Below are 25,127 nucleotides of genomic sequence, written 5' to 3'. Positions count from 1 at the left end.
CCGCACCGGGGCCCGCCCGCCCGTCGTAGGCTGGGCGTACCGTCATCCTGCAATCCGGAGCACCTTTTTCGTGAGCGAGCAGCCCCGCCGTCCCCGCACCACCGGCAAGCCCCACCGTCGGCCCAAGAAGGACCCCGTCCGCTTCCTCGCGTTCGAGGTGCTGCGGGCCGTGGACGAGCGGGACGCCTACGCCAACCTCGTGCTGCCGCCGCTGCTGCGCAAGGCGCGGGCGAGCGGGGACTTCGACGCGCGGGACGCCGCCCTCGCCACCGAGCTGGTGTACGGGACGCTGCGCCGGCAGGGGACGTACGACGCGATCGTCGCCGCGTGTGTCGACCGGCCGCTGCGGGAGGTCGATCCGCCCGTCCTCGACGTGCTCAGCCTCGGTGCGCACCAGCTGCTGGGGACCCGCATCCCGACGCACGCCGCCGTGTCCGCCTCCGTCGAGCTGGCGCGGGTGGTGCTCGGCGACGGGCGGGCCAAGTTCGTCAACGCGGTCCTGCGCAAGGTCGCCCAGCACGACCTCGACACCTGGATCGAGAAGATCGCCCCGCCCTACGACGACGACCCCGAGGACCATCTCGCCGTCGTCCACTCGCACCCGCGCTGGGTCGTCTCCGCGCTGTGGGACTCCCTCGGCGGCGGCCGGGCCGGCATCGAGGAACTGCTGGAGGCCGACAACGAGCGGCCCGAGGTGACCCTGGTCGCCCGGCCCGGCCGGGCCACGACGGAGGAGCTGCTGCGCGAGGAGGCCGCCGTCCCCGGACGCTGGTCGCCGTACGCCGTGCGGCTCACCGAGGGCGGCGAACCCGGCGCGATCGAGGCCGTGCGGTCCGGGCGCGCGGGCGTGCAGGACGAGGGGAGCCAGCTGGTGGCGCTCGCGCTCGCCAACGCGCCGCTGGAGGGCTCCGACACGCGCTGGCTCGACGGCTGCGCCGGGCCCGGTGGCAAGGCCGCGCTGCTGGCGGCGCTCGCCGCCGAACGCGGCGCCGTGCTGCTCGCCTCGGAGAAGCAGCCGCACCGGGCCGGGCTCGTGGCCAAGGCGCTCGCCGGGAACCCCGGGCCGTACCAGGTCGTCGCCGCCGACGGGACGCGGCCGCCGTGGCGGCCCGGTTCCTTCGACCGGGTGCTGATGGACGTCCCCTGCACCGGACTCGGCGCCCTGCGCCGCCGGCCCGAGGCGCGCTGGCGGCGCAGGCCCGAGGACCTGGACGGCTTCGCACCCCTGCAGCGCGGCCTGCTGCGGACCGCCCTGGAGTCCGTACGGGTCGGGGGCGTCGTCGGGTACGCCACCTGCTCCCCGCATCTCGCGGAGACCCGGGCCGTCGTCGCCGACCTGCTCAAGCAGTTCCCGGCGGCCGAACTGGTCGATGCCAGGCCCCTGCTCCCGGGCGTGCCCGCCCTCGGCGACGGGCCCGACGTCCAGCTGTGGCCGCACGTGCACGGCACCGACGCGATGTACCTGGCGCTCATTCGGAGGACCGGCTGACCGGCGCCTCCGGCCGGCCCGTCCGCGCTGCCGCGCCGTCCCGGCGGGCCATCGGGTGCGGCCACCACACCTTCTCGCCCACGTCGAGGAAGAGCGCGGTGACCAGGACGGACCGGACGACGAAGGTGTCCAGCAGGACGCCCAGCGCGACCGCGAAGCCGATCTCGGCGAAGCCCAGTACGGGAAGCGTGCCGAGCGCGGCGAAGGTGCCGGCCAGGACCAGACCGGCCGAGGTGATCACCGCCCCGGTCGTGGCCAGGCCGGTGACCACGCCGGGCCGGGTGCCCTGACGGATCGACTCCTCGCGGATGCGTGTCGTCAGGAAGATGTTGTAGTCGATGCCCAGCGCCACCAGGAACACGAACACGAACAGCGGGAAGGCCACGTCCTCGCCCGCGTAGTCGAAGACGTGCCGGAAGACGAGGGCGCTCAGGCCGAGCGCGGTGGCCAGGGACAGCACCACCGTCCCGATCAGCAGCAGCGGCGCCACCAGGGCGCGCAGCAGCACACTGAGCACGATCAGCACCACGACCAGGACGAGGGGGATGACCAGGTAGTTGTCGTGGGTCTGGGCCTCGTCCATGTCCAGCAGGGCCGCGGTGCCGCCGCCCACCTGCGCGTCGGCGCCGGGCACGGCGTGCACCGCATCGCGTACGCGCTCCACGGTCGCCTTGGCCTCGGAACTGTCGGCGGGTGCGCGCATCGTCGCCTCCAGCAGCACCTTCCCGTCGTGCTCGGGCGCGGTTCCGGCCGGTACGCCGATGCTCGCCGGGACGACACCCGGGTCCGCGGCGACCGTGCGGCCCACCTGCTCGGCCCGGTCCGTGTTCGACACGATCACCAGCGGATCACCTGCGCCGGCCGGGAAGTAGCGTGCCGACACCTTCTGCCCGACGATCGAGTCCGGTTCGCCGGTGAGGGCGTCCGCGTTGGCGATGCCCGCCGCGCGCAGCTGGAACAGACCGAGGGACAGGGCCGCCAGCACCGCGGCCGTGATGCCCCACACCATGCGGGGACGGCGGGCGATACCGCGGCCGGTACGGGCCCACACGCCGCCCACGGTGGGATCGGCGGACCCCTCGTGCGGAACGGCCGGCCAGAAGATCCAGCGGCCGAAGACGAGCAGCAGGGCCGGGAAGAGGGTGAGCATCGCCAGCAGGGCGACCGCGACACCGATGGCGGCGACCGGGCCCAGGCCCCGGGTCGAGTTCATCTCGGCGACCAGCAGCACCAGCATGCTCAGCACGACCGTGGCGCCGGAGGCGACGACCGCCGGGCCGGCGCGGTTGAGGGCCAGCCCCATCGCCTCGTGCCGGTCGTGGTGGCGGCGCAGCTCCTCCCGGTAGCGGGCGACCAGCAGCAGCGCGTAGTCGGTCCCCGCACCGAAGACGAGCACCGTCAGGATGCCCGCGCTCTGGCCGTTGACCGTCAGGCCGGCGTGCGTGGCGAGGAAGTAGATCAGAGCCTGGGCCGTGTACAGCGCGGCCACCACCCCGAGCAGCGGCACGAACAGCAGGACCGGGCTGCGGAAGGTGAACAGGAGCATCACGACCACGACGGCCATCGCGGAGAACAGCAGCGTCGTGTCGATGCCTTCGAAGGCCTTGGAGAAGTCGGCCGACGTGCCGCCGGGTCCCGTGATGTGAACGGTGAGTCCGTCCTCGCCCCGGCCCACGTCGTCGCGGATGGAGTCGACCGCGGGGGCGATGCGCTGCCAGCCCTGCGCGTCCATGGTGACGGGCACGTAGATCTGGGCGGCCCGCGGTGCCGTCGGCCGGTCGAAGAACGGGCCCTTGACCTCCGCGCCGCGGATGCCGTGCGCGCGCAGCGCGCTCACCTGGCGGACGTCCTCGGCGATCCGCCGCCGGTCCTGGGCGGTCAGCCCGTCGGCGCGGGCGTAGACGACGACCGCGGGGATCTGCTCCGGCCGGAACTCCTCGGAGAGGCTGAGGACCTGGGTGGACTCGGCGGAGCCCGGCAGCCAGGACTGGGCGTCGTTGTCCTGGGCGTCGTTCAGCTTCGCGCCGAAGGGCGCCGCGATCACCAGGACGACCAGCCAGAGGATCAGGACCAGCCACTTGGACCGCCGTCCGCAGACGAGCCGGACGGCACCCCGTTTCCAGACGTCGAGCTGCCTCACAGTTGCCCCCGTTCCCGGACGTGGTGCCGGTGGAGCGCCCGGAAGGGCACGTGCGGCCCCCGTGGAACATCCGATGAACGTCCTTGATACGGACCGGCGCGAACGAACGTGCCCGGACATGGCAGTCTTGGGTCATGGCCGCGCAGATCAACCCCAGCATCCTGTCCGCCGACTTCGCCCGCCTCGCGGACGAGGCGAAGGCGGTCGAGGGAGCCGACTGGCTTCACGTCGACGTCATGGACAACCATTTCGTCCCGAACCTCACGCTCGGTGTGCCGGTCGTGGAGTCTCTGGCCCGTGCGACGGACACGCCGCTGGACTGCCACCTGATGATCGAGGCCCCCGATCGCTGGGCGCCCCAGTACGTCGAGGCGGGGGCCGGTTCCGTCACCTTCCACGTCGAGGCGACCGCCGCGCCGGTCCGGCTCGCCCGCGAGATCCGTGCCAAGGGGGCGCGCGCCTCGATGGCGCTGAAGCCGGCGACGCCCGTCGAGCCGTACGAGGATCTGCTCCCCGAACTCGACATGCTGCTGATCATGACGGTCGAACCGGGCTTCGGGGGACAGGCGTTCCTCGACATCATGCTGCCGAAGATTCGCCGTACCCGCGAGTTGATCAGCAAGCACGGTCTCGAGCTCTGGCTCCAGGTGGACGGCGGGGTCTCGGCCGCCACCATCGAGCGGTGCGCCGAGGCGGGCGCCGACGTCTTCGTCGCCGGCTCGGCGGTCTACGGGGCATCGGACCCGGCCGAGGCGGTACGTGCACTGCGCACACGGGCGGAGGGGGCGACCGCCGAGGCGTCCTGGGCGTGCGCCCACTGACGCACGGGTGGGCGACCGCGGGACCAAGGGAACGTGAACGGCCGCGATCAGGGCCGATCGAGTGCGCCGCATCTGCAAGGATGAACGGCGAATCCAGAGTGTGAACAGCAGTGAGGAGATCGCCGTGTCGGGTATGTCGGCGGGCCGGTCAGCCATGCGGATGGGACCCGCTGAGCTGGTGCAGGCGGCGGCCATGGCCCGCCGCTTCTACCTCGAGGGCAAATCCAAGATCCAGATCGCCGAGGAGTTCGGCGTCAGCCGCTTCAAGGTGGCCCGGGTCCTGGAGACCGCTCTCGAACGGGATCTCGTACGGATCGAGATCCGCGTGCCGGCCGAGCTGGACGCCGAGCGCTCCGACGCGCTCCGCGCCAGGTACGGCCTCAGGCACGCCGTGGTGGTCGAGTCCCCGGCCGACGCCGAGGAGTCGCCCGACCCCGAGAACCTCGGGGAGGTGGCCGCCGACCTGCTCGGCGAGCTGCTCAACGAGGGGGACGTCCTGGGCCTGGCCTGGGGCCGGTCCACCATCCACATGGCGGCGGCGCTGGACCGGCTGCCGCCCTGCACGGTGGTGCAGCTGACGGGCGTGTACGACGCCGGGACCGCCGAGCGCGGCTCGGTCGAGGCCGTCCGCCGCGCCGCCCAGGTGTCCGGCGGCGACGCGCACCCCATCTACGCGCCGATGCTGCTGCCGGACGCGGCCACCGCGATCGCGCTGCGCCACCAGACCGGGATCGCCCGGGCCTTCGAGTACTTCGACAAGGTCACGGTCGCCTGTGTCTCCATCGGTTCCTGGGAGCCGGGCATCTCGACGGTGCACGACATGCTCAGCGACGAGGAGCGGGCGCACTACGCCTCGCTCGGCGTCGCCGCGGAGATGTCCGCGCACCTCTTCGACTCCGAGGGGCGCCGGGTCGGCCGGGACCTCGGCGAGCGGTGCATCACCGTCAAGGCGGACCAGCTCCGCCGTATCCCCGAGGTCGTCGCGATCGCGGGCGGGCAGCGCAAGGCGGCCGCGATCGATGCGGTGCTGCGCTCGGGGCTCGTCACCAGCCTGGTGACCGACACCTCGGCCGCGGACTACCTGATGACGGCGGGTCCGACGCCCAGGCCCGCCCTGAACCGGGCGGACCCCGACGGGGCCTGACCGCCCCTGACGGCAGGTCATGGGGGGACGCACCGCGACAGTGTCGACGCACGCTGCCGCGGTGCGTCCCCCGTGTGCTTCCCCGCCCACCCGGGGCTGCCGCACCGACGATCACCACGACTCGTTCAGGACGGTACCGAGATGACGCAGCACCAGGTCACGCTGGACCTCGACGGGATCACGGACAAGGCGGGCCTGATGGACCGTGCCGCCCGTGCCCTGGACCTCCCGGAGTGGTTCGGGCGCAACTGGGACGCGCTCGCCGACTCCCTCGCCGACCCCGGCGTCTGGCCCGCCGGGTGCGCCGGCCGGGGGCTGCTGCTCGTCGTACGGGGCTGGCGGCCGTACGCGCGGGAGAACGCGCGGGAGTGGGCGGTCGCCGAGGAGGTGTTCACGCAGGCCGTGGACCGGACGCCGGGGCTGTCGGTGGCGCTCGCCCTCGGGGGCGTCCCGGGCGCTTGACCGGCGGACCTCGCGGGCATCCCTCGGACGATCCTCCGAACACCGCCCTGACCAGCCTGGACGATCGTCCCGGGCCGGGCATCACGGCTCTCGTGGGACAATGAAGTACGTGCTCTTCCCCCTGGCCGGCCGGTCCGGGGGTCACCTCTGATCGACTGGGATGTGCGGCACGTGCGTTTCCTCAACGACATCCAGCCCGCGTACGACCTCACGTACGACGACGTCTTCATGGTCCCGAGCCGCAGCGCGGTCGGATCGCGTCTGGGCGTGGACCTCAACTCCCCGGACGGCACGGGTACCACGATCCCGCTGGTCGTGGCCAACATGACCGCCGTCGCCGGGCGCCGGATGGCCGAGACCGTGGCCCGGCGCGGCGGCCTCGTGGTGATCCCCCAGGACATCCCGATCGACGTCGTCACCGACGTCATCTCCTGGGTCAAGAGCCGCCACCTCGTGCTGGACACCCCCATCGTGCTCGCCCCGCACCAGACCGTCGCCGACGCGCTCGCCCTGCTGCCCAAGCGCGCGCACAACGCGGGCGTCGTCGTCGACGGGGACTCCCGCCCCGTCGGTGTCGTCACGGACGCGGACCTCAGCGGCGTCGACCGCTTCACACAGCTCACCGAGGTCATGTCCAAGGACCTGCTGCTCCTGGACGCGGACATCGACCCCCGTGAGGCCTTCAACACCCTCGACGCGGCCAACCGGCGCTACGCCCCCGCGGTCGACGCGGACGGCCGGCTGGCCGGCATCCTCACCCGCAAGGGCGCCCTGCGCGCCACCCTGTACAGGCCCGCCACCGACGCGCGGGGCAGGCTGCGGATCGCCGCCGCCGTCGGCATCAACGGCGACTTCGCCGAGAAGGCCAAGCTGCTGCTGGACGCGGGCGTCGACACCCTCGTCATCGACACGGCCCACGGCCACCAGGAATCCATGATCAGCGCGATCCGGCTGGTGCGCGACCTCGATCCGCAGATCCCGGTCGTCGCCGGCAACATCGTCTCCGCCGAGGGCGTCAAGGACCTCGTCGACGCGGGCGCCGACATCATCAAGGTCGGCGTCGGACCCGGCGCCATGTGCACCACCCGCATGATGACCGGCGTGGGCCGGCCGCAGTTCTCCGCGGTCCTGGAGTGCGCGGCCGAGGCGAGGAAGTACGGCAAGCACGTGTGGGCCGACGGCGGCGTCCGCCACCCGCGCGACGTGGCGATGGCCCTCGCGGCCGGCGCGTCCAACGTGATGATCGGCTCCTGGTTCGCGGGCACCTACGAGTCCCCGGGCGACCTCCAGCAGGACGCCGGCGGACGGCTCTACAAGGAGTCGTTCGGCATGGCGTCCGCACGCGCCGTGCGCAACCGCACCTCCGAGGAGTCGGCGTACGACCGGGCCCGCAAGGCGCTGTTCGAGGAGGGCATCTCCACCTCGCGCATGTTCCTCGACCCGGGCCGTCCGGGCGTCGAGGACCTGATCGACTCGGTCGTCGCGGGCGTCCGCTCCTCCTGCACCTACGCCGGTGCCGCCTCCCTGGAGGAGTTCGCCGAGAAGGCCGTCGTCGGCCTCCAGAGCGCGGCCGGCTACGCGGAGGGCCAGCCCCTGCACGCCAGCTGGAGCTGAGCATCCCGCGGGGCGGTGCCCCCGCCGCGGGGACAGCGCGGGTCCGGCCGTCGCCGGGCCCGTCCCCTTCCGCGCCGCCGACGGGCTCCGCCGCCACCGCGCAACGAATGGGCACTCCGTCGCGACAGACGCAACGATCTTGCGGATACGCGCAAGGTTGCTGCATTACACCGGCAACGCTCCCCCTCGTAGGGTCGTGCGCTGTACAAGGCGTGGCGGGGACCCCGCTCGGTGGGTTCCTGTTCGCGCAGGGGTGCCGCCGGTCCCCGTCGCTCCGATCGGCAGCGACGAAGGAGTCAGCGCGTGCTCGACCAAGGCGCACCCCCGCAACAGCGCAGTCGGACCGTCCCCGCACCCCCCGGGCCCGGCGCGCGCCTGATGCGGCGCAAGCCCGTGGAACGCCTGGTCGCCGAGGGTGGCCAGGGCGAGGGAGGGGCCCTGCGGCGCTCCCTCGGACTGTGGCAGCTGACCATGATCAGCATCGGCGCGACGCTCGGCACCGGCATCTTCGTCGTCCTCGGCGAGGCGGTCCCCAAGGCCGGCCCGGCCGTCACGCTGTCCTTCGTGATCGCCGGACTCACGGCGCTGTTCTCGGCCCTGTCCTACGCCGAACTGGCGGGCACCATCCCGGTCGCCGGCTCCTCCTACTCGTATGCGTACGCAACGATGGGCGAGCTGATCGCCTGGGTCTGCGGCTGGTGCCTGGTGCTGGAGTACGGCGTGTCGGTCGCCGCGGTCGCGGTCGGCTGGGGCGAGTACCTCAACGAACTGCTCGACGGCGCGATCGGCGTCACCATCCCGGCCGCGCTGTCCGCCCCGCCCGGTGACGGTGGCGTCTTCAACCTGCCGGCGCTGATCGTCGTCCTGCTCGCGATGGCGTTCCTGCTCGGCGGCGCCCGCGAGTCCGCCCGCGCCAACACCGTCATGGTCGTCGTGAAGATCGCCGCGCTGGTGCTCTTCTGCGCCATCGGCGTCCAGGGCTTCCGCTCCGGCAACTACGCCGACTTCATGCCGCTCGGCATGGCCGGCGTCAGCGCCGCCGGAGCCACCCTCTTCTTCTCGTACATCGGCTTCGACGCCGCCTCCACCGCCGGTGAGGAGGCGACGAACGCGCAGCGCGACCTGCCCCGCGCGATCATGCTGTCCCTCGTCATCGTGACCGCCCTGTACGTCCTGGTCGCCGCCGTCGCCGTGGGCGCCAAGCCCTGGCGGGGCTTCACCGACTCGGAGGCCGCGCTCGCCCAGATCATGCGCGACGTCACCGGCCAGGCCTTCTGGGGCACCCTGCTGGCCTTCTGCGCGGTCGTCGCCATCGCCAGCGTCGTCCTGACCGTCCTGTACGGCCAGACCCGCATCCTCTTCGCGATGTCCCGGGACGGGCTCGTGCCCAAGGTGTTCTCCCGCGTGCACCCGAAGACCGGCGCGCCCCGCGCCAACACGCTGATCGTCTCGCTGTTCTGCGGTGTCCTGGCCGCCGCCGTCCCGCTCGGCCGGCTGGCCGACGCCACCAGCATCGGCACCCTCTTCGCTTTCGCCCTGGTCAACGTGGCCGTCGTGGTGCTGCGCCGGACCCGCCCGGAGATGCCCCGCACCTTCCGCGTCCCGCTGTCGCCGGTGCTGCCCGCGCTGGGCTTCGCCTTCTGCGTCTGGATGATGGGCAGCCTCTCCGCCGTCACCTGGGTGGTCTTCGGTGTCTGGATGGCGGTCGGGCTCGTGTTCTACTTCCTCTACGGCCACCGCCGCTCCCGCCTCGCGTCATCCGAAGTGAAGTGAACGACCCGCAGTGCTGAACGATCTCGACGAACGCATCGTGCACGCCCTCGCCGAGGACGCCCGCCGCTCCTACGCGGACATCGGGCAGCTCGTCGGACTCTCCGCGCCCGCCGTGAAACGGCGCGTGGACCGGCTGCGCGCCACCGGAGCCATCACCGGGTTCACGGTGCGCGTCGACCCGGCGGCCCTGGGCTGGGAGACCGAGGGGTACGTCGAGATCTACTGCCGGCGCAACACCTCGCCGGAGACCATCCAGCGGGGCCTGGAGCGCTACCAGGAAGTCGTGGCCGCCTCCACCGTCACCGGGGAGGCGGACGCGATCGCCCAGGTCTTCGCCGCCGACATGCGCCACTTCGAGCGGGTCCTGGAACGGATCGCGGGGGAGCCCTTCGTGGAGCGCACGAAGTCGGTGCTGGTGCTCTCCCCGCTGCTGCGCCGCTTCTCCTCCGGCTCGCCGGCCTGAGAGCCGCCGGCTCCGCGGCCGCCGGCTCCGCGGCCGCCGGCTCCGCAAAGCGGTGGTGAACGGGCCGGGCCCAGGTCTACCCTCGGTCCCATGACCTGGCGACATTGATCCAGCAGCCGTGCCTCCCGAGGGCCGCCTCGGACGCCGTACCCCCGGTGTCCGAAACGTCCCTGCGGGAAGGCCTCATGACTCACTCACCTGCCCGTGCGCCGATCGGCGCACCGGGCGTACGGCGGCTCACGACCACGCTGTACGGCTATGCGTTCCTGGACGAGTTCGTCCTGCTCTACCCGGTGTACGCGCTGCTGTTCGCCGACACCGGGCTGTCCGTCGGGCAGATGTCCTCGCTGTTCGTCCTCTGGTCGGCGACCGGCGTCCTGCTGGAGGTCCCCTCCGGCGCCTGGGCGGACGCCGTCTCGCGCCGGCTGCTGCTGTGGCTGGGTCCGCTGCTGGGCGCGGCCGGCTTCGCGCTGTGGGTGCTGTTCCCGTCGTACTGGGCCTTCGCCGCCGGCTTCGTGCTCTGGGGCGCGCGCGGGGCGCTCGGCTCGGGCGCCCTGGAGGCCCTGGTCTACGAGGAGCTGGAGCGGCTCGGCGCGGCGGACTGGTACGCCCGCCTCATGGGCCGGGCCCACGCGGCCGGACAGGCCGCGGTGATGACGGCGATGGCCCTGGCCGGTCCGGTGTTCGCGGGGTACGGCTATCCGGCGGTCGGCGCGGCCAGTGTGCTGGCCTGCCTGCTGTGCGCCGCGACGGCGACCCGCTTCCCCGAACACCGCGCCCCCGCTCCCGCCGACGGTGACGACGAGGGCTGGGCGGCGACCCTGCGGGCCGGCCTCGCCGAGGCCCGCCGCGACCGCTCCGTGCGCGGCGCCCTCCTGCTCGTCCCGGCCGTCGCCGCCGTCTGGGGCGCGCTCGACGAGTACACCCCGCTGCTGGCGCGGGACACCGGCGCCCCCGACGCGGCGATCCCCCACCTGCTGATGATGATCTGGGCCGGTGTCACCGCCGGAAGCCTCCTGGCCGGCCCGGCCGGGCGCCTGGGCCGCAAGGGGTTCGCCGCCCTGCTCACGGCCGCCGCGCTCGCTCTCGCCGTCGGCGCGGGCGCCGGCACCCCGGCCGGCCTGGCCCTGGTGGCTCTGGCCTTCGGCGGCTTCCAGCTGGCGACCGTACTGGCCGACGCCCGCCTCCAGCGGCGCATCGAGGGCACCGGCCGGGCCACTCTCACCTCTGTCGCGGGCCTGGGCACCGAACTCACCACGATCGCGGTGTACGTCACCTACGCCCCGCTCGCCTCGGCGACCGCGCACGGCACCGCCTTCGCGCTGCTCGCGGCGCCCTGCCTGGTGACCGCGCTGCTGGTGGCCGTGCGGCGGTGACCCTACGGCGGTGATTCCACGGCGGTGATCCAGGGCGCGGGGCCGCGCAACGAATCGCCGCCCCGCGCCCCCCGCACGCAACGAACAGCTCACCGGCGCGCAACGGCTCCTCCTTGTCCGCCCTGGCCGGCGGACCGTACCGTCTAGGTGTCCCCCACACCCTTCCGCCTCCGGTGAGGAACACGCATGCGCATCGCCCTGCTCCAGAGCTCCGGCCGCCCCGGCTTCGTCGTCGAGAACCTCAAGGTCCTCGACGAGGCCGCGGGCCGCGCCGCCGCCGCGGGCGCCGCACTGCTGGTCGCGCCGGAGATGTTCCTGACCGGGTACGCGATCGGCGACGACGTGGCCCGCCTCGCCGAGCCCGCCGACGGCGACTCCGCGGACGCGGTCGCCGACCTCGCCGGGCGGCACGGTGTCGCGGTCGCCTACGGATACCCGGAGCGCGACGGCGAGACGGTGTACAACGCCGCGCAGCTGATCTCCGCCGACGGGGTCCGCCTCGCGAACTACCGCAAGACCCACCTCTTCGGCTGCTTCGAGCGCGACCACTTCACGCCCGGCGACCAGCCCGTCGTCCAGGCGGAACTCGGCGGCCTGACCGTCGGCCTCATGATCTGCTACGACGTCGAGTTCCCGGAGAACGTCCGCGCCCACGCCCTGGCCGGCACCGGCCTGCTGGTGGTGCCGACGGCGCAGATGCACCCCTTCCAGTTCGTCGCCGAGTCGATGATCCCGGTGCGCGCCTTCGAGAACCAGATGTACGTCGCCTACGTCAACCGGGTGGGCCGGGAAGGGGAGTTCGAGTTCGTCGGGCTCTCCACCCTGGCCGGTCCCGACGGCGTCGCCCGCGCCCGCGCCGGACGCGACGAGGAACTCGTGTTCGCCGACGCCGACCCCGCCTTCGTGGCCGCCTCCCGCGAGGCGAACCCGTACCTGAAGGACCGCCGCCCCGGCCTCTACGGGTCCCTGGTCTGAAACCCCCCTGTCTTCCCTTCCTCGTTGCCGCAAGGAGTCCGCACCCCATGACGTCCACCGTGCCCAACGCCGTCGAGCACGCAGACGAGCAGCAGCCGCCGATCACGATGTTCGGCCCGGACTTCCCGTACGCCTACGACGACTTCCTCGCCCACCCGGCGGGCCTCGGCCAGATACCGGCCACCGAGCACGGCACCGAGGTCGCCGTGATCGGCGGCGGGCTGTCCGGGATCGTCGCCGCCTACGAGCTGATGAAGATGGGCCTCAAGCCCGTCGTGTACGAGGCCGACCGGATCGGCGGGCGGCTGCGCACGGTGGGCTTCGACGGCTGCGACCCCTCGCTGACCGCCGAGATGGGCGCGATGCGCTTCCCGCCGTCCTCCACGGCCCTCCAGCACTACATCGACCTGGTGGGCCTCGAGACCCGGCCGTTCCCCAACCCGCTCGCCGAGGCCACGCCCTCGACCGTCGTCGACCTCAAGGGCGAGTCCCACTACGCCGAGACGATCGACGACCTGCCGCAGGTCTACCGGGACGTCGCCGCCGCCTGGAACAAGTGCCTCGAGGAGGGCGCCGACTTCTCCGACATGAACCGGGCCATGCGCGAGCGCGACGTGCCGCGCATCCGCGAGATCTGGGCGAAGCTCGTCGAGAAGCTCGACAACCAGACCTTCTACGGCTTCCTCTGCGACTCCGAGGCCTTCCGGTCCTTCCGGCACCGCGAGATCTTCGGCCAGGTCGGCTTCGGCACCGGCGGCTGGGACACCGACTTCCCCAACTCCATCCTGGAGATCCTCCGGGTCGTCTACACCGAGGCCGACGACCACCACCGCGGCATCGTCGGCGGCTCCCAGCAGCTGCCGCTGCGGTTGTGGGAGCGCGAGCCGGAGAAGATCGTCCACTGGCCCTACGGCACCTCGCTCGCGAGCCTGCACGAGGGCGGTGAGCCCCGCCCTGCGGTCACCCGCCTCAACCGCACCGCGGGCAACCGCATCACCGTCACCGACGCGAACGGGGACATCCGCACCTACCGGGCCGCCGTCTTCACCGCGCAGTCCTGGATGCTGCTGTCGAAGATCGCCTGCGACGACTCGCTCTTCCCGATCGACCACTGGACGGCGATCGAGCGCACCCACTACATGGAGAGCTCCAAGCTCTTCGTCCCCGTCGACCGGCCGTTCTGGCTGGACAAGGACGCGGACACGGGCCGGGACGTCATGTCGATGACGCTCACCGACCGCATGACCCGCGGCACCTACCTCCTCGACGACGGCCCGGACCGGCCCGCCGTGATCTGCCTGTCCTACACCTGGTGCGACGACAGCCTGAAGTGGCTGCCGCTGTCCGCGAACGAGCGGATGGAGGTCATGCTCAAGTCGCTCGGCGAGATCTACCCGAACGTCGACATCAGGAAGCACGTCATCGGCAACCCGGTCACCGTCTCCTGGGAGAACGAGCCCTACTTCATGGGCGCGTTCAAGGCCAACCTGCCCGGCCACTACCGCTACCAGCGGCGCCTGTTCACCCACTTCATGCAGGACCGGCTGCCCGAGGACAAGCGGGGCATCTTCCTCGCCGGCGACGACATCTCCTGGACCGCGGGCTGGGCCGAGGGCGCCGTCCAGACCGCCCTCAACGCGGTGTGGGGCGTGATGCACCACCTCGGCGGGACGACGGACGCGACCAATCCGGGTCCGGGCGACGTGTACGACGAGATCGCCCCGGTCGAACTCCCGGAGGACTAGGGCCTCTCGTTGGGATCATGCCGGGCTCGGCCTGATCCCAACGAAAGACCCCAGGAGCCGTCGGCCCTCCGGCTTCGGAGCCGGGACAGGCCTCCGCCGCCCGGCCGGTCCGGCAGGGGGCAGGAGCATGCGGCCCGCGAAGCCGACCGCCGCGTCGAGGCGGTCGGTGAACTCCCCGATGACGTCCGGGAGACGGCGCGGGACCCACAGGGCGCGGGCCGCGGACCAGGTGGCGTCGCGGGCCCGCTCCAGGCTCCGGGAGCCGAGCAGGTGGGTGAGCGGATCGGCGATCCGGAGCAGGTCGGGGCCGGGCATCGGGTCCTCGCGCACGCGCTCCTCCAGCGCCGCCAGGAGATCGCCCACCCGGTCGAACTCGTCCTCCGGTTCGGCCGGTTCGCAGCCGGGGCTCTGGCAGACGTCCACCACGGCGAGCGCGAGGTCGTGCCCGACGTGGGCGTTGATGCCCGCAGGTGCGAACTGCGGTGGCCGTACGCCCGGATGGTGGCGGAGCCGGAACAGCGGGCGCCGGCAGGCCGGGGGACGGCGGTCGGCCGTGGCCGCGTCGACGGCGGCGAGGTAGCGCTCCGCGAACCGGACGTCCAGCGCGACCCCGGACCCGAGGGCGCCGAACCGGCCGGTGTGCCGGTCCGCCTCCTGCGCCACGGCGAGACAGCCGCGGTTGAAGACGGCGGTCCCGTCCTGTGGCGGGAGGGCCGCGTGGAGGGCGCGCATACGGGAGAGCACCCCGCCGGCGTCGACGGACGCGCCGAGGGGAGGGACGAACTGTTCCGGGTGCGGCATGCAGGAAGGGGCGCAGCCCCGGGCGGGCCCGTGGGCCCGCAGGCCCGGTGCTTCCCCGGAACGGGCGAACAGGTCCGTCGCGCGGGAGGCGGAACGGCGCGTGCGGGCCACACCCGGGTCGCGGGGCGGACGGCGGGGCGCCGCACCCGCCGCCGCACCGGCCGCGACGGTGATCGGGCGGGCGCCCCTGCGGGTACGCCTACGAGCCGGACTCGTCGTAGGAACTGGTGCCCTCGTCGAGGAGCGCCGGCTGGGTCTTGAGGTGGGCGGGGGCGAAGGCGCGCAGGGCGTGGTAGCCGGTGATGACGACCAGGGTGCCCAGCGCGATGCCGCTGAGCGAGAAGGTGTCGGTGAACTCCATGGTGACGTTGCCGACGCCGATGATGATGCCCGCGGCGGCCGGGACCAGGTTCAGCGGGTTGCGCAGGTCGACCCCGGCGTTGAGCCAGATCTGGGCGCCGAGCAGGCCGATCATGCCGTACAGGATGACGGTGATGCCGCCGAGGACGCCGCCCGGGATCGCGGCCACCACCGCGCCGAACTTGGGGCACAGGCCGAACAGCAGCGCGAAGCCCGCCGCGGCCCAGTAGGCGGCCGTGGAGTAGACGCGGGTCGCGGCCATCACGCCGATGTTCTCGGAGTACGTGGTGGTGGGAGGGCCGCCGACCGCCGTGGACAGCACGGAACCGATGCCGTCGGCCGAGATCGCCGTGCCCAGCCGGTCGTCCAGCGGATCGTCGGTCATCTCGCCGACCGCCTTGACGTGCCCGGCGTTCTCCGCGACCAGCGCGATGACGACGGGGAGGGCCACCAGGATCGCCGACCACTCGAAGCTCGGGCCGTGGAAGGACGGCAGGCCGATCCAGTCGGCCCGGCCCACGGCGGAGAGGTCCAGCCGCCAGTGGTCGACGACCTTGCCGCTCGCGTCCGCCGAGTGGATCCGGCCGAAGATCCGGTCGAACGCCCAGGAGATGCCGTAGCCGAAGAGCAGACCGAGGAAGATCGCGATGCGGGACCAGAAGCCGCGCAGGCAGACCACGGACAGACCGGTGAACAGCATGACCAGCAGGGCCGTCCACTGGTCCTGCGGCCAGTAGGTGGAGGCGGTGACGGGGGCGAGGTTGAAGCCGATCAGCATCACGACCGCGCCCGTCACGACCGGTGGCATCGCGACGTGGATGATCCGGGCGCCGAACCGCTGCACGGCCACGCCCACCAGGAACAGCGCGACACCCACGACGAGGACCGCGCCGGTGACGGTGGCGCTCGTGCCGCCCTGGGCGCGGATGACCGCCGCGACGCCCACGAACGACAGCGAGCAGCCGAGGTAGCTGGGCACCCGGCCACGGGTCGCGAGCAGGAAGATCATGGTAGCGACGCCCGACATCATGATGGCCAGGTTGGGGTCCAGGCCCATCAGGACGGGGGCCACGAAGGACGCCCCGAACATGGCCACCACGTGCTGTGCGCCGAGGCCGGCCGTGCGGGGCCAGGAGAGCCGTTCGTCGGGGCGGACCACCGCTCCGGGCTCCGGCGTGCGCCCGTCGCCGTGCAGTTTCCAGCGGACGCCAAGATCCATGGTGGGTTTCGCTTTCGTTCGTGCGGCGCCGGAGCCGTCCCGGTGCGGAAGTCGTCCCGGTGCGGAAGCCATTCCGGTGCGGTGCGGAAGTCGTCCGGCGCGGTGTGGATGTCCGGCCCATTCTCACGCGAATCCGGAGGGTGAGCGACCGCTTAGGATAGGGGTGATTGCCTCGTACATCTTCCTTCGTCCCCCAGGAGCCCCGCCCGTGACCGCCGAAGCCCCGGCCGCCCCCGCCCTGTCCCACGGCCGGCTGATGCCCGTCACCGTCCACTTCGACGACCTCGACGCGCTCGGACTGCTGCACAACGCCCGCTATCCGCTGATGGTCGAGCGGGCCTGGACCGAGCTGTGGCAGGAGCACGGCGTGCGCTTCGAGGGGGACTGGGCCGCGGCCGGCGACGCCTGCAACGCCGTGAAGGAACTGCGCATCGGCTACGAGGCACCCGTCACCAAGCCGGGCACCTACGCCGTCCACCTGTGGCTGGAGCGGCTCGGCAACACCGGCCTGACCTACGGCTTCCGGTTCTGCTCGGCCGACGGGGCGCTCACCTACGCGCGGGGCACCCGCGTCCTGGTCCGCCTCGATCCCGCGACCATGCGCCCGGCGCCGTGGAGCGAGACGTTCAGGAGCGCGGGCCGGGCACTGCTGCGTCCGGCGCACTGACCTTCACGAGCCTGCGCTCGCCGCCGCGCAGCACGCCCGCGAACACGACGAGCCCGAACGCCAGCACCGTCACCACGCCGAACGACACCACCAGGCTGGTCGCCTGCGCCACCCCGCCGATCAGGCTCGGCGCGATCAGCCCCGAGGTGTAGGTGATGGTCGCGACGCCCGCGATGGCCTGGCTGGGGTTCGGACCGCTGTGCCCGGCCGCCGCGAAGCACAGCGGGACGACGACGGCGATGCCGAGGCCCATCATCCCGAACCCGCCGATGGCCGCCGCCGGGTGGTCCGCCACCACGATCAGCAGCCCGCCCGCGGTGGCCAGCATCCCGCCCGCACGGACCGTGCGGACCGCGCCGAACCGGTTCACCACCGCGTCCCCCACGATCCGGGCCACCGCCATGGTCAGCATGAAGCCGGTCGTGCAGGCCGCCGCGAGACCGGCCGAGGCGCCGAGACGGTCGTCCAGGTAGACCGCCGACCAGTCCAGGCTCGCGCCCTCCGCGAACACCGCGCAGAACCCGACCGCCCCGATCAGCAGCGCCGAGCGGGGCGGCAGGGCGAAGCGCGGCGGGGGCTCCTCGTCCTCGGCGGGCCGCAGGTCGAGCACCCACCGGCAGGCCAGCAGGCCGAGCGCGGTGAGCGCGGCCGCCGCCAGGGCGTGGTGCAGGCGCGCGTCCGTGCCCAGGTGCGCGGCGAGGGTGCCGGCCGCCGAGCCGAGCAGCGCGCCCGCGCTCCACATGCCGTGCAGCCCCGACATGATCGACTTCCCGAGCCGCTGCTCGACCTCGACGCCGAGGGCGTTCATCGCCACGTCGGCCATGCCCGCGGTGGCGCCGTAGACGAACATCGCCAGGCACAGGGTGAGCATGTCCGGCGCGAGGGAGGGCAGGACCAGCGCCAGCGTCCACAGCGCGAGCAGTGCGCGCAGGGCGGCCCGGCTGCCGAGGCGGTGGGTGATCCGGCCGGCCAGCGGCATGGCGCAGGCCGCGCCGAACGCGGTGAAGGCCAGGGCGAAGCCGAGCTGGCCGGCGCTCACAAAGGCGTGGTCCTGGATCCACGGCACCCGCGTGGCGAAGGAGCCGGTGACCGCGCCGTGCACGGTGAACACGGCGGCCACCGCGTACCGGGCCCGACGCACCTCTGACGGTGCGTATGTCACTTTGCTCATTCCCGGGGCCCCTCCTCGCCGGTGTGCCGCCCGGCGCGGTGCCGTGCGCAGGCCGCTTCCGCGCGGCGTCCGCGTAAACTATCAGGAACCCTGCCTGATAAATAGAGGCCGGTCCACGGCGACGCTCCGGCGCCCATGGGAGGATTCCGCGCATGCCCGCATCCCCGAGCACCGCCCGGGCCATCAACGACCGGCTCGCCCTGCGGCTCCTGCAGGACGAAGGTCCCTTGACGGCAGGGCAGTTGAAACAGCTCACCGGCCTGTCCCGGCCCACCGTCGCCGACCTCGTCGAACGCCTCACCGCCGCCGGCCTGATCGAGGTCGTGGGCGAGGCGGGGGAGCAGCGGCGCGGCCCGAACGCCCGGCTCTACGGCATCGTCGCGGGCCGGGCCCACCTGGCGGCACTGGACGTCCGCACCGAGGGCGTCGCCGTGCTGGTCTCCGACCTGGTGGGGCGGGTGCTCGCCGAGGCGTCCGTGCCCATCGGAGGCGACATCGGCACGGGGCCCGCCGTGGAGCAGGCGGTGACCCTGGTCGAACGGGCCGTGAAGGAGGCCGGGGCCGACCGGCTGCACACCGTCGGCATCGGTGCGCCCGGCCTGATCGACCCCGCCAGCGGCGAACTGCGCGACTCCTCCGGCCTGCCCGCCTGGCACCGCCGCCTGGTGGCCGCCCTCCAGGAACGGCTGCCCGCGGCCCGCGTCACCGTCGAGAACGAGACCAACCTCGCCGCCCTGGCCGAACAGCGCGAGGGCGTCGCCCAGGACCGCGACACCTTCGTACTGCTGTGGCTGGGCCACGGCACGGGCGCGGCCGTCGTCCTGGACGGCGCCCTGCGCCGGGGGGCCTCCGGCGGCACCGGCGAGATCGGTTTCCTGCCGGTCCCCGGTACCACCGGCCTGCCGTCGGCCACGGACTGCGAGGGCGGCTTCCACTCGCTGGCCGGCTCGGCCGCGGTCGCGGCGCTGGCGCGGGAGCACGGGCTGGGCCCGGCCCCGGACCCGGTGCCCGGCGAACCGGAGGCGGCCGGTCTGGTGCGGGCGGCGGTGGCGCAGGCGGCGGTGGCGCGGGTGGACGCCGGTGCAGGCGACGGCCGAGACGCCCCCGGCAGCGCCTCCGCACGTTTCCTCGACTCCCTCGCCGACCGGCTGGCCATCGGCGCCGCCTCCGTCGTCGCGGTCCTCGACCCCGGATGCGTGGTCCTCGGCGGGGAGGTCGGCCGGGCCGGCGGCGAGACCCTCGCGGTCCGGGTGACGGAACGGCTGCGTCGGATGGCGCCGCTCCCCACCCAGGTGCGCCCGAGCGCCCTGGGCGGCGCGGCGGTACTGCGCGGCGCACTGCTGACGGCACGGGAGTCCGCCCAGGCGGAGCTGTTCGCAGGCCGCGACAGCTGAATTCCCCGAGGGGGCCGGGTCATGGAGAGGCCCGGTGGCGGGCAAGGGCCGTCGTCACCGCCACCGGGCCGGTCGTACGGGGTCAGCAGGAACCGAGGTCCCGCCACACCCCCCATTCACCGGTGGTGCCGGGCTCCTCGCCCCTCGTCCACCACTGGGCGCGCCAGGTGTGCCCCTGGTGGGACACCTGGCTCCCGCCGCCGTACTCCGTCGTCGCGGTCCAGGCCGGGGCGGTGCACTGCCCGGTCCCGCCGGAGGGCGACGGGGAGACACTGCCCGACGGGCTCGCACTCGGGCTCGCACTCGCACTCGGGCTCGCCGGAGCCGACGGCCCCGGTTCCACCACCGTGGTGCCGCGCGCCAGGTCCCCGGCCAGCGCGTACGTCCGTCCGCCGAAGGTCACCGTCCAGTTCGAGGGCGTCGACACCGGCAGGTAGTAGACGAAGTCCAGCTCCGCCGACGCCCCCGGCGCCAGCGTCTGCCAGGCCGGCAGCTTCAGCGAGACCCGGTGGTGGGCGCCCTTGAGGCCGCCGACGTTGTTCCCCGTGTGATCGCTGCTGATCACCGAAGTGCCCCAGCCGGACTGGTCCTTGGCGTTTGCTGGCGCCGACGTGCCGTAGTCGAAGCGGAACTCGGTGCCGCCGGGCAGGGTCGTGGACGTGTTGTTGGTGATCCTGAGCTTGGGGCTGATCGGGTAGTTGGAGTCGCCGAGCGGGAACTGCCCGAACTCCACGTCGATCTTCAGCGCCTCCGCCGGCACCTCCACCGTCGACCGCTTCGCGCCGTACGGCGCGGCCGACCGGAACCTCTCGTACATCGTGGAGGTCAGCGTCGACCCCGGCTCGTACTGCCCCTTGGCCGCGTTCCAGCCGTAGTCACCGGCCAGCTCCCACACCATGGTGCCGCCGATGCCCTGGTCGACGACGTAGTCGGCCTTGGCGGCGACGGACTGCTCGTCCTCGGTCGACAGGAACACCTTCTTCTCGGCGTTCCACAGCCAGGGCGCGACCAGCGTGGCGTCGTACCTGCGGGCGTACGTGCCGGTCAGCCGGGTGTCGGCCGGGAAGCCGTACCGCGTGACGTAGTCCCCGACGACGCCCTTCTCCAGGTTCTTGGCGTGCCACATCGGGTTGGATCCGGCCGGGGCCTCCTTCCCGGCGGTGTCCAGGTCGTGCCAGAGGTTGTCGATGCCGACGGCACCGTCCCCGCACCTGGTGAGGCCGGACCCGGCCGGACAGGTGGTCGTGGCCGCCCTGCCCCACAGCCCGTCGGTCCCGCCGGTCACGTTCTTGAACCCCCGGGTGTAGTAGGGGAGCCCGATGTTGATGCGGCCGGCCGGCATCGACCCGCGGAAGTAGTGGTAGGCCCAGTCGGTGTTCAGGTAGCCGATCCCGCCGTACTGCGATGTCGAGTACACGCCCGCCGCGGCCAGTTCGGCGTCCTTGCCGTCGTCGAAGAGGGAGGCGTTCGGGCCGACGTACTCGTTCCAGGCGCCGTGCAGGTCGTAGGACATGATGTTGACGTAGTCCAGGTACTTCTGGACCTGGAAGGTCTCCATGCCGCGCAGCAGATACCCGGACGAGGGCGCGGCCACCGACAGCAGGTAGTGCTTCCCGTCCGCCGAGCCCGCGCGGTCGAGCTTCTCGCGCAGCGTCCTCATCAGCGCCGCGTAGCCCTTGACGAGGCCGGCGCGGCGGGCGTTGGACAGGGACCAGTCGAGCGGGTTGCCCGCGTCCTTCATGGTCGTCGGGTACTCGTAGTCGATGTCGACGCCGTTGAAGCCGTACTTTCTGATGAAGTCGACGGCGGAGTCCGCGAAGGTGTCGATGCCGGTCTGGTTGACCGAGCCGTCCGCGTTCGTGGCCATGGAGTAGAAGCCGCCCGAGCCGACGCGGGTGCCGTCGGCGGCGAAGTAACCGCCGGTCTCCGCCCAGCCGCCCACGGAGATCAGGGTCTTCACGTCCGGGTGCTGCTTCTTGAACTTGTTGAGCAGGTTGAAATGGCCGCGGTAGGGCAGTGCCGGGTCCATTTCGGCACCGGCCACGCCCGGCCAGGTCATCCCGGTCGCCGCGTTGGCGGCGCCGTCCGCGCCGACGGAGAGCCTGTTGGCCCCGTCGACGTGCGCGAACGCGTAGTTGAGGTGGGTGACCTTGTCCCACGGGATGTCCGGGGCCAGGTAGGCGGGTGTGCCGTCCTTGCCGGTGCGCCAGCCGGTGAAGTAGCCGATCACCCGGCGCTGGTGGTCGGCGCCCATCTTCTCCCGGCCGGCCGTGTCGTAGACCGAGCAGTAGGGGACGTCCACGCCCGGCGTCCCGTAGAGGCCGTCGGGGCGGCAGGACTCCTGGTCGGCGGCGTTCGAGACGGTGGCCGGCAGTCCGGCGAGCAGCAGGCCCGCGACCGCCGCCGCGGCGGCGAGCAGCGCGGGTCTCGCCCGGTGTCGTGAGGGGGACAGCACAGTCGGTTCCTCTCCACGGAAGTTGCGCAGACCCTAGAGAGGACTAGACCAGTGCGTCAATAGGTATGGACCAATCCGGGGAGGGGTGCCCGGGGAGGGGGCCGGGGCGCAGGTGGCTCGCGCCCGAGACGTCCGTCCGCCTCACCTGTGAGCCACCCCACAGCCTTCACCCGCATGGACGCGTACCGGGCGTGGCACACTGGCCCTGTACCTAAAGCAGCGCACTCCGGGGTCGGTGAAATTCCGAACCGGCGGTTACAGTCCGCGACCCGACCGCTTCCAGCGGCCGGTTGACCAGGTGAAATTCCTGGACCGACGGTTAAAGTCCGGATGGGAGGCAGTGCGCGGCGGGCGGGCATTCGTGCGCGCCGCCGTATCCGTACTCGTCCGTGGACGAGTCTGTCCGGCGTCGCCCCCGGTGTCCTCACCCGTTTCTCTGTCGTCATCGACAGGCCCCGGAGTCCGTGCCCCACGAGGCAGGAGGACCCGGGAAGTGTTCACCGGAATCGTCGAAGAACTGGGTGAGGTCACCGCCGTCGAGGACCTCGGCGACGCCTCCCGCTTCCGGCTGCGCGGCCCCGTCGTCACCGACGGCGCCAAGCACGGTGACTCCATCGCCGTGAACGGGGTCTGTCTCACCGTCGTCGAACACGAGGGCGACGAGTTCACCGCCGACGTCATGGCCGAGACCCTGAAGCGGTCCAGCCTCGGTGCCCTCACCGCCGGCTCCCGCGTCAACCTCGAACGGCCCACCGCCGTCGGCGCGCGCCTCGGCGGCCACATCGTGCAGGGCCACGTCGACGGCACCGGACAGGTGCTGGAGCGCACGCCCTCCGAGCACTGGGAGATCGTCAGGATCGCGCTGCCCGCCGACCTCGCCCGGTACGTCGTGGAGAAGGGGTCCATCACCGTCGACGGCATCAGCCTCACGGTCGTGGAGGCCGGGTCCGACCACTTCACCGTCAGCCTCATCCCCACCACCCTCGCCCTGACCACCCTCGGCCTCAAGCAGCCCGGCGACCCGGTCAACCTCGAGGTGGACATCGTCGCCAAGTACGTGGAGCGGCTGATGGCCGCCACCGCGGGGGAGACGAAGTGAACTCCCTGAACTCCGAGGCCTTCGTCCTCTTCGACCAGCACATCCTCTGGTCGGACATGATCGGCAACATCTTCGGACTGGCCGCCCTCGCACTCGGCTGGCGCCGGTCCATCTGGAGCTGGCCGGTGCAGTTCCTCTCCGGCCTCGTCCTCTTCGGCGCCTTCTTCGGCCACCTCACCGGCAGCGCCGGCAAGCAGGCCGTCGTCATGGCCGTCGCCCTCTACGGCTGGTGGCAGTGGAACCGCGACCGCAGCGGATCCGCCGACGGCCACATCACCCCGCGCTTCGCCACCTGGCGCGAGCGCGCCGCCATGACCGGCGCCGCCGCCGGCGGCACGGTCGCCGTGGCGCTCCTCTTCACTGCCTACCCCACCCTGTCCTGGGACCCCTGGCCCGACGCCTACATCTTCGTCGGCACCGTCGTCGCCATGTACGCCCAGGCCAAGGGCATGGTCGAGTTCTGGTTCGCCTGGCTCCTCGTCGACCTCGTCGGCGTCCCCCTGAACTTCGCCAACGGCTACGCCTTCTCCGGCTTCGTCTACGTCATCTACGGCGCGCTCGTCCTGTGGGGCATGCGCGACTGGTGGCTGCGCTCCCGCAGGGGTCCGCGGCCCGCTCTGGAAGGAGCGCCCGCATGAGCGCACACCCATCCCCCACCTCCACCCCCTCGATCCCAGCCGTCCGCCACACCCCCGACGACATCGAGGAGTTCACCCTCGACCCGGTCGAGCGGGCCGTCGCCGACATCGCCGCCGGCCGCCCGGTGGTGGTCGTCGACGACGAGAACCGCGAGAACGAGGGCGACCTCGTCATCGCCGCAGAGAAGGCCACCCCCGAGATCGTCGCCTTCATGATGAGCGAGTGCCGCGGCCTGATCTGCGCCCCCATGGAGGGCGACGAACTCGACCGGCTCGAACTCCCGCAGATGGTCGCGGACAACACCGAGTCGATGAAGACCGCGTTCACCGTCTCCGTCGACGCCTCCGCCGCGCACGGCGTGACCACCGGCATCTCCGCCGCCGACCGCGCCACCACCCTGCGGCTCCTGGCCGACGGCACCGTCGGACCCACCGACCTCGTCCGCCCCGGCCACGTCTTCCCGCTGCGCGCCAGGCCGGGCGGCGTCCTCGTGCGCAACGGGCACACCGAGGCCGCCGTCGACCTCGCTCGGCTCGCGGGCCTGCGCCCGGCCGGCGCGATCGTCGAGATCGCCGGCGAGGACGGCCGCATGCTCCGCCTGCCCGAGCTGATCCCCTTCGCCCGCAAGCACGGCCTGACGATCATCTCCATCGAGGACCTGATCGCCTACCGCCGCACCGCCGAGCCCACCGTCCGCCGCGAGGCCGAGACCCGCCTGCCCACCGTCCACGGCACCTTCACCGCGTACGGCTACCGCTCCACCGTCGACGGCGTCGAGCACGTCGCCCTCGTGCACGGCGAGATCGGCGACGGCAAGGACGTCCTCGTCCGCGTCCACTCCGAATGCCTCACCGGCGACGTCTTCGGCTCCGCGCGCTGCGACTGCGGCCCCCAGCTCGACACCTCCCTGCAGCGCATCCAGTCCGAGGGCCGGGGCGTCGTGGTCTACCTGCGCGGACACGAGGGCCGCGGCATCGGCCTGCTGTCCAAGCTCCGGGCGTACGAACTCCAGGAGCGCGGCCGGGACACCCTCGACGCCAACCTGGAGCTGGGCCTGCCCGCCGACGCCCGGGACTACGCGGCCGGCGCCCGGATCCTCGACGACCTCGGCGTGCGCAGCGTACGTCTGATGACGAACAACCCCGAGAAGACCGACGCGCTCACCCGGCACGGCATCGAGGTCGCCGCCCGCGAACCGATGCCCGTCCAGGCGGGCGAGCACAACATCCGCTACCTGCGCACCAAGCGGGACCGGATGGGACACGACCTGCCCTGGCTGGACACGGCCCCCGTGTCCCCCTGCGGCAACCAGTAAGCACG

The 25,127-nt window shown here is 72.6% G+C and carries 20 protein-coding genes and 1 riboswitch; of the genes, 15 read left to right on the top strand and 5 right to left on the bottom strand.

Going from position 1 to position 25,127, the window contains the following annotated elements; translation table 11 throughout:
- The first annotated feature begins 70 nt into the window (after nt 1-70).
- Nucleotides 71-1,489, top strand: coding sequence for an RsmB/NOP family class I SAM-dependent RNA methyltransferase (locus tag ACIP5W_RS26065; RefSeq protein ID WP_401478198.1), 1,419 nt, complete (start codon nt 71-73; stop codon nt 1,487-1,489).
- Here ACIP5W_RS26065 and ACIP5W_RS26060 read toward each other — a convergent pair.
- Nucleotides 1,470-3,749, bottom strand: a complete 2,280-nt coding sequence (locus tag ACIP5W_RS26060; RefSeq protein WP_401478195.1) for an MMPL family transporter — start codon at nt 3,747-3,749, stop codon at nt 1,470-1,472. The two genes, ACIP5W_RS26065 and ACIP5W_RS26060, sit on opposite strands and share 20 nt — an antisense overlap.
- A gap of 14 nt (nt 3,750-3,763) precedes the next feature.
- On the opposite strand from ACIP5W_RS26060, the gene rpe reads away from it, so the two are divergent.
- The 9 genes from rpe (at nt 3,764) to ACIP5W_RS26015 (ending at nt 14,002) form a co-directional block, all read left to right on the top strand.
- Nucleotides 3,764-4,450 carry a ribulose-phosphate 3-epimerase gene (gene rpe, locus ACIP5W_RS26055; protein WP_401478192.1) on the top strand — a complete coding sequence of 229 codons (687 nt, stop codon included), beginning with the start codon at nt 3,764-3,766 and terminating at the stop codon, nt 4,448-4,450.
- Nucleotides 4,451-4,550: 100 nt separating this feature from the next.
- Nucleotides 4,551-5,594: a sugar-binding domain-containing protein gene (locus tag ACIP5W_RS26050; RefSeq protein WP_366057796.1), complete on the top strand. Its 1,044-nt coding sequence runs from the start codon at nt 4,551-4,553 to the stop codon at nt 5,592-5,594.
- A 141-nt stretch (nt 5,595-5,735) separates the two neighbouring features.
- Nucleotides 5,736-6,056, top strand: a complete 321-nt coding sequence (locus tag ACIP5W_RS26045) for a barstar family protein (protein WP_401478188.1) — start codon at nt 5,736-5,738, stop codon at nt 6,054-6,056.
- Nucleotides 6,057-6,227: 171 nt separating this feature from the next.
- Nucleotides 6,228-7,670, top strand: a complete 1,443-nt coding sequence (locus ACIP5W_RS26040) for a GuaB1 family IMP dehydrogenase-related protein (protein ID WP_401478185.1) — start codon at nt 6,228-6,230, stop codon at nt 7,668-7,670.
- A 303-nt stretch (nt 7,671-7,973) separates the two neighbouring features.
- Nucleotides 7,974-9,443 (top strand): amino acid permease, encoded by a 1,470-nt coding sequence (locus tag ACIP5W_RS26035; RefSeq protein WP_401478182.1) that lies wholly within the window; start codon nt 7,974-7,976, stop codon nt 9,441-9,443.
- Nucleotides 9,444-9,453: 10 nt separating this feature from the next.
- Nucleotides 9,454-9,906, top strand: a complete 453-nt coding sequence (locus tag ACIP5W_RS26030) for an Lrp/AsnC family transcriptional regulator (RefSeq protein ID WP_401478179.1) — start codon at nt 9,454-9,456, stop codon at nt 9,904-9,906.
- 185 nt (nt 9,907-10,091) lie between these two features.
- On the top strand, nt 10,092-11,282 hold the full coding sequence (locus tag ACIP5W_RS26025; protein ID WP_401478176.1) for an MFS transporter: 1,191 nt from the start codon (nt 10,092-10,094) through the stop codon (nt 11,280-11,282).
- A gap of 186 nt (nt 11,283-11,468) precedes the next feature.
- Entirely contained in the window at nt 11,469-12,257 is a 789-nt protein-coding gene (locus tag ACIP5W_RS26020; protein ID WP_401478173.1) for a carbon-nitrogen hydrolase family protein, read from the top strand.
- 47 nt (nt 12,258-12,304) lie between these two features.
- Complete coding sequence (locus ACIP5W_RS26015; RefSeq protein WP_401478170.1) at nt 12,305-14,002, top strand: flavin monoamine oxidase family protein; 1,698 nt, start codon at nt 12,305-12,307, stop codon at nt 14,000-14,002.
- 15 nt (nt 14,003-14,017) lie between these two features.
- On the opposite strand, the gene ACIP5W_RS26010 is transcribed toward ACIP5W_RS26015, so the two are convergent.
- A complete protein-coding gene (locus ACIP5W_RS26010; protein ID WP_401478167.1) occupies nt 14,018-14,803 on the bottom strand; it encodes a DUF5995 family protein in 786 nt (261 codons plus the stop codon).
- Nucleotides 14,804-15,002: 199 nt separating this feature from the next.
- Nucleotides 15,003-16,382, bottom strand: coding sequence for a uracil-xanthine permease family protein (locus ACIP5W_RS26005; RefSeq protein WP_401478164.1), 1,380 nt, complete (start codon nt 16,380-16,382; stop codon nt 15,003-15,005).
- Between the two features lie 208 nt (nt 16,383-16,590).
- Here ACIP5W_RS26005 and ACIP5W_RS26000 point away from each other — a divergent pair, with 208 nt between their 5' ends.
- Nucleotides 16,591-17,049: an acyl-CoA thioesterase gene (locus ACIP5W_RS26000; protein ID WP_401478161.1), complete on the top strand. Its 459-nt coding sequence runs from the start codon at nt 16,591-16,593 to the stop codon at nt 17,047-17,049.
- On the opposite strand, the gene ACIP5W_RS25995 is transcribed toward ACIP5W_RS26000, so the two are convergent.
- Nucleotides 17,009-18,220: an MFS transporter gene (locus tag ACIP5W_RS25995; protein WP_401478158.1), complete on the bottom strand. Its 1,212-nt coding sequence runs from the start codon at nt 18,218-18,220 to the stop codon at nt 17,009-17,011. The genes ACIP5W_RS26000 and ACIP5W_RS25995 overlap by 41 nt on opposite strands.
- Nucleotides 18,221-18,372: 152 nt before the next feature.
- Between ACIP5W_RS25995 and ACIP5W_RS25990 the strand changes: the two genes are divergently transcribed.
- Nucleotides 18,373-19,614: an ROK family transcriptional regulator gene (locus tag ACIP5W_RS25990; protein ID WP_401478155.1), complete on the top strand. Its 1,242-nt coding sequence runs from the start codon at nt 18,373-18,375 to the stop codon at nt 19,612-19,614.
- Between the two features lie 82 nt (nt 19,615-19,696).
- Here ACIP5W_RS25990 and ACIP5W_RS25985 read toward each other — a convergent pair whose 3' ends face one another.
- Nucleotides 19,697-22,069: a chitinase C-terminal domain-containing protein gene (locus tag ACIP5W_RS25985; protein WP_401478152.1), complete on the bottom strand. Its 2,373-nt coding sequence runs from the start codon at nt 22,067-22,069 to the stop codon at nt 19,697-19,699.
- 217 nt (nt 22,070-22,286) lie between these two features.
- A riboswitch (FMN riboswitch) is annotated at nt 22,287-22,417 on the top strand.
- Between the two features lie 145 nt (nt 22,418-22,562).
- On the opposite strand from ACIP5W_RS25985, the gene ACIP5W_RS25980 reads away from it, so the two are divergent.
- The 3 genes from ACIP5W_RS25980 to ACIP5W_RS25970 are packed head-to-tail and all read left to right on the top strand — an operon-like array spanning nt 22,563 to nt 25,122.
- The gene (locus tag ACIP5W_RS25980) at nt 22,563-23,168 is read left to right on the top strand and encodes a riboflavin synthase (RefSeq protein ID WP_401478149.1); all 606 of its coding nucleotides are present in this window, start codon (nt 22,563-22,565) and stop codon (nt 23,166-23,168) included.
- Nucleotides 23,165-23,806, top strand: a complete 642-nt coding sequence (locus ACIP5W_RS25975; protein ID WP_401478146.1) for a nicotinamide riboside transporter PnuC — start codon at nt 23,165-23,167, stop codon at nt 23,804-23,806. The genes ACIP5W_RS25980 and ACIP5W_RS25975 overlap by 4 nt, the downstream gene beginning before the upstream one ends.
- Entirely contained in the window at nt 23,803-25,122 is a 1,320-nt protein-coding gene (locus ACIP5W_RS25970) for a bifunctional 3,4-dihydroxy-2-butanone-4-phosphate synthase/GTP cyclohydrolase II (RefSeq protein ID WP_401478143.1), read from the top strand. The genes ACIP5W_RS25975 and ACIP5W_RS25970 overlap by 4 nt, the downstream gene beginning before the upstream one ends.
- Nucleotides 25,123-25,127 lie beyond the last annotated feature (5 nt).

The organism is Streptomyces sp. NPDC088766 (assembly GCF_044750845.1).
In the GTDB taxonomy this organism is placed as follows: Bacteria; Actinomycetota; Actinomycetes; order Streptomycetales; family Streptomycetaceae; genus Streptomyces.
This window is presented reverse-complemented; position numbering and strand designations above follow the sequence as displayed.

Excerpts from the sequence above, each read along its gene's own strand:
- ACIP5W_RS26060 (WP_401478195.1), bottom strand. The coding sequence starts at position 3,749 with ATGTCCGGGCACGTTCGTTCGCGCCGGTCCGTATCAAGGACGTTCATC.
- rpe (WP_401478192.1), top strand. The coding sequence starts at position 3,764 with ATGGCCGCGCAGATCAACCCCAGCATCCTGTCCGCCGACTTCGCCCGC.
- ACIP5W_RS26045 (WP_401478188.1), top strand. The coding sequence starts at position 5,736 with ATGACGCAGCACCAGGTCACGCTGGACCTCGACGGGATCACGGACAAG.
- ACIP5W_RS26025 (WP_401478176.1), top strand. The coding sequence starts at position 10,092 with ATGACTCACTCACCTGCCCGTGCGCCGATCGGCGCACCGGGCGTACGG.
- ACIP5W_RS26020 (WP_401478173.1), top strand. The coding sequence starts at position 11,469 with ATGCGCATCGCCCTGCTCCAGAGCTCCGGCCGCCCCGGCTTCGTCGTC.
- ACIP5W_RS26015 (WP_401478170.1), top strand. The coding sequence starts at position 12,305 with ATGACGTCCACCGTGCCCAACGCCGTCGAGCACGCAGACGAGCAGCAG.
- ACIP5W_RS26010 (WP_401478167.1), bottom strand. The coding sequence starts at position 14,803 with ATGCCGCACCCGGAACAGTTCGTCCCTCCCCTCGGCGCGTCCGTCGAC.
- ACIP5W_RS26005 (WP_401478164.1), bottom strand. The coding sequence starts at position 16,382 with ATGGATCTTGGCGTCCGCTGGAAACTGCACGGCGACGGGCGCACGCCG.
- ACIP5W_RS25995 (WP_401478158.1), bottom strand. The coding sequence starts at position 18,220 with ATGAGCAAAGTGACATACGCACCGTCAGAGGTGCGTCGGGCCCGGTAC.
- ACIP5W_RS25990 (WP_401478155.1), top strand. The coding sequence starts at position 18,373 with ATGCCCGCATCCCCGAGCACCGCCCGGGCCATCAACGACCGGCTCGCC.
- ACIP5W_RS25970 (WP_401478143.1), top strand. The coding sequence starts at position 23,803 with ATGAGCGCACACCCATCCCCCACCTCCACCCCCTCGATCCCAGCCGTC.